The following is a 3798-nucleotide window of genomic DNA, read 5'->3' on the forward strand; positions in this document are numbered from 1 at the left end:
TGTGCCACCTGGAGCTTGAACCACTCGTCGTATCGTTTGCTCATAAAAACACCCCGAAGGTTGGATTGGGTGTCCAACTTTCGGGGTGCAGTTCAGTTTCGTCAGGCGGGGCGTGTTGGGCACGTCATGGCAGGAAGCTAGCCGCAGCCGCTCTCAAGCTCGTCCACGGGTCAGGCCCCGATGTTGGCCAGGCGCGCGGCTTCGACGATCTCGATCCAATAGCCATCGACATCCTTGACGAAGACCACGTCCTTCATCTTGCCCTGATCGGCGCGCTTGATGAATTCGACCTCATTGGCATCGAACCACTCGACGGCGGCGTCGAGGTCCGGCACCGAAAAACAGATGTGGCCAAAGCCCTGTGGCTCGGCATTGCCGTCGTGGTAGGCGAAGTCTTCCTGGTTCTCGGTGCCCCAGTTGTGAGTCAGCTCGAGCAGGCCCTTCTGGCTGAAGGTCCAGACGGTGCGCTGCCCCTTGTCTTCGGGCACCTCATCGCCGTCTTCCAGACGCGCCAGGAAGTACAGCGAGAAGCCGAGCTCCTCGAAGTCGAGCTTGCGCAGCACGCGCATGCCGAACACGCGAGTATAGAAGGCCAGCGACTTTTCGGGATCCTTGACCCGCACCATGGTGTGGTTGAGGCGAAAGCCCTGGGACTCGGCGGTGGGCGCCTGAACGCCGGGATGCTGCTCTCCGGTAAAGCTCATGGGATCTCCCTTCTAGTCATTGCGGTTGAGTAGGGTATGGGGGCGGATCGGGATAACTTCCACCCCCGTGATAGTGACGAGCAAGGCTAGATGCTTCCCTCTTTCATTAGCTGGCCAATATGCTCGGCCTGGCGAATCGCCAGCGAGACGATGGTCAGCGTCGGGTTCTCCGCCGCCGAGGTCGTGAACTGGCTGCCATCGGAGATGAACAGGTTGGCAATGTCGTGGCTCTGCCCATAGCCGTTGCAGACCCCGTCCTGGGCGCTCTTGCTCATGCGACACGACCCCAGATTATGGGTCGAGGGATAGGGCGGCGTGCGATAGATGTTCTTGGCTCCCACCGATTCGTAGATCGCCGAGCCTTGTCGATAGGCATGTTCGCGCATCGCGATATCGTTGGGATGATCGTCGTAATGGACGTTGGCCACCGGCATGCCGTAGGCATCCTTGAGATCGGAGTTGAGCGTAATGCGATTGCTTTCCCTGGGCATGTCCTCGCCCACCAGCCACATGCCGGCCATATGGTCGTACTGGTCGAGCGCGCCGGTGAAGTCGCTGCCCCAGGCACCGGGGTCGAGGAAAGCGGCCATGAACGGTAGGCCCAGCGACAGGGTTTCCATCTCATAGCCACCGACAAAGCCCCGCGATGCGTCATGATGCGCCTCGTCGGAAATGATCCCGGCCATGGTGGTGCCGCGATACATATGCACCGGGTCATCGAAGGTGGCGTAAACCGAACCGGTCATATGGCGCATGTAATTGCGCCCAACCTGGCCTGAGCTATTGGCCAGGCCATCCGGAAACAGCGATGACGCCGAATTGAGCAGCAGCCGCGGTGTTTCCAGTGAATTACCGGCGACGGCCACCAGCCGTGCCTTTTGCCGCTGCTGGTTGCCATTGGCATCGAAGTAGACCACGCCTGTCACCTTGCCCTGGTCATCATGCTCGATATGGGCCACATGCGACTGGGGCCTTAGCTCCATATGCCCCGTGGCAATCGCCGCCGGCAGCTCGGTGTAGAGCGTCGACCACTTGGCGCCGGTGCGGCAGCCCTGGAAGCAGAAGCCGCGCTGCTGGCAGGACGCCCGACCATCACGGATCTGGCTGTTGATCGCCATATGCCCGGTGTTGCACTCATAGCCCAGGTTCTTGGCGCCAGCGTACATCACATGGAAGTTGTTGTTGCCCGGCAGGCCGGGGATGTCATTGGTGCGGGTCACGCCCATGCGGTCTTCGGCTCGCGCGTAATAGGGCGCCAGCTCGTCATAGCTCACCGGCCAATCGAGCAGGTTGGCCCCCTCGACCTTGCCGTATTCGCTCAGGGCTCGGAATTCATGGGGCTGAATGCGCAGGCTCGCGCCAGCCCAGTGCACCGTGGTACCCCCCACCGACTTGACGATCCAGGCCGGCAGGTTGGGGAAGTCCTTGGCCAGCCGAAAGCTGCCGGAGGTGGTTCGCGGGTCCAGCCACGCCAGTTGGCTGAAAGACGCCCACTCGTCGGCCAGAAAGTCGTCGCGGGTATGAATCGCGCCGGCCTCGAGCACGACGACATCGATGCCCTGCTGGGCCAGTTCGTTAGCCAAGGTGCCCCCGCCTGCGCCAGAACCGATGATCACTGCCACATGATCGTCGTCATGCTGGAAACGGGTCTGTTTGTCAGTCATGGCCATGATGGCTCTCCTCTACTCGTATTGTTTTTTTATCTTGTTTTTAGGGGAACGCTGAATAAATCGCCGAACGAGATGAAGGGCAAGGCGCACGGAACGCAGAAGGCGAGACATAACATGGGGTTAGGCGAGCCTTCGAGTACCGCGCAACGCAGTCAATCGCTCGTGCAGGCATTTATGCAGTGGTTCCTTAGGATTCAGGACGGCACTTCACCGGGCATATAGCCGTTGGCAGGCTGTGGCGGCTCAGGCAGCCAGGTCAGGTCACTGAATCCGTTGTAGAGGTAGCCCTTGTCGCCCTCCTCGCCCTGGTAGCCGAAATGGGCGAAGGCCAGGGGATTGTTGTATAGCGAGACGATGGCCGTGGAGCGGACCTTCTCGAAGAAGGGCGTGCCTTCAAGCGAGGCAACCCGCAGGTACTGATCTTCTGGCGCCAGCGCCAGCCAGTCACCGCTGGCATCATCATCGAGCGCCTTGATGCCTCCCTGGAGCAGGGTTCGGACCTCACCGGCCTCGGCGGCACGGTCCAGGTCTTTGACCACGAAGGCATAGACGGCATCCTCGAGGCCGGAGTGCGGGAACAGGTGTTTCGTGACCTGAAGCAGCACCTCACCGTCGTGGGAGCTCAGAACATCCAGCGGCATGGCCCAGCTGCGGCTGGGGGCCAGCAGAGCGATAGGCCCACTGGCGAAGGCCAAGGTACCTACCAGGGCACCGCCGGTCGTTTTCAGAAAGGTACGGCGTGATAGCGATGTGGACGGCATGACGAATCTCCCCATGTAAGCGAACAGTGAGGACACGGCATCAGGCAGCGACCTCGCAGTCGGCGATGTCTCGCCACGTCGGCGGCGTGGCGGCATCTGATTTCGAGGCTATGCCGGAAAGAGAGGAGTGGGGTAACAGCGGGTTACTACTTAGCCGAAGGTAGAAGTTGAGCGCTTCTCGATGGCTCTCTGCTCGCCATGCAGCTAATGTAGACATCATTACCATCCTCTGCGGCGGGTAACGCCATGTGCCATGTCTATGCGTCCACTCATCCCAAACGCTATGAAAGCACCACCCGCTCGGTCCGCCTGCAGGGCAGCGTGACCAGCGTCAGGCTGGAAAACGAGTTCTGGGATATCCTCGACTGCCTGGCAAGCGAGCAGGGCATGACGGCCGGGCGCTTCATCAGCAAGCTCTACGGCGAAGTCATCGCAGAAAAGGGCAGCGTGCCCAACCTGGCCTCGATGCTGCGCGTGGCCTGCGCCGTTCACCTTCACCTCGGCAATGTGCCCACCACGCTATCGCGCCAGCCGGCCTAGGCTGTGTCTGAAAAGTCGACGAGCGAAAGCCAGACAAGGCAAAAAACGGCGAAAGAGCGGAGTTTACGGGGTGTAAATGAGCATCTTGAGCCGATTTTTAACGCCGTATGGGCGAGCGCAGTA

Annotated in this window: 4 protein-coding genes; 1 reads left to right on the forward strand and 3 read right to left on the reverse strand. The window is 60.7% G+C overall.

Going from position 1 to position 3798, the window contains the following annotated elements:
* Positions 1-170: 170 nt before the first annotated feature.
* The 3 genes from gloA to BLR71_RS17295 form a co-directional block, all read right to left on the reverse strand.
* Positions 171-704 (reverse strand): lactoylglutathione lyase, encoded by a 534-nt coding sequence (gene gloA, locus BLR71_RS17280; protein ID WP_092529102.1) that lies wholly within the window; start codon positions 702-704, stop codon positions 171-173.
* An 86-nt stretch (positions 705-790) separates the two neighbouring features.
* Complete coding sequence (locus tag BLR71_RS17285; RefSeq protein ID WP_092529104.1) at positions 791-2374, reverse strand: GMC family oxidoreductase; 1584 nt, start codon at positions 2372-2374, stop codon at positions 791-793.
* A gap of 194 nt (positions 2375-2568) precedes the next feature.
* Positions 2569-3135 (reverse strand): twin-arginine translocation signal domain-containing protein, encoded by a 567-nt coding sequence (locus BLR71_RS17295; protein WP_092529108.1) that lies wholly within the window; start codon positions 3133-3135, stop codon positions 2569-2571.
* A 246-nt stretch (positions 3136-3381) separates the two neighbouring features.
* Here BLR71_RS17295 and BLR71_RS17300 point away from each other — a divergent pair, with 246 nt between their 5' ends.
* Complete coding sequence (locus tag BLR71_RS17300; protein WP_092529110.1) at positions 3382-3675, forward strand: ribbon-helix-helix domain-containing protein; 294 nt, start codon at positions 3382-3384, stop codon at positions 3673-3675.
* The last annotated feature ends 123 nt before the right edge of the window (positions 3676-3798 follow it).

The sequence above is a fragment of the Onishia taeanensis genome, assembly GCF_900100755.1.
GTDB classification, from domain to species: domain Bacteria; phylum Pseudomonadota; class Gammaproteobacteria; order Pseudomonadales; family Halomonadaceae; genus Onishia; species Onishia taeanensis.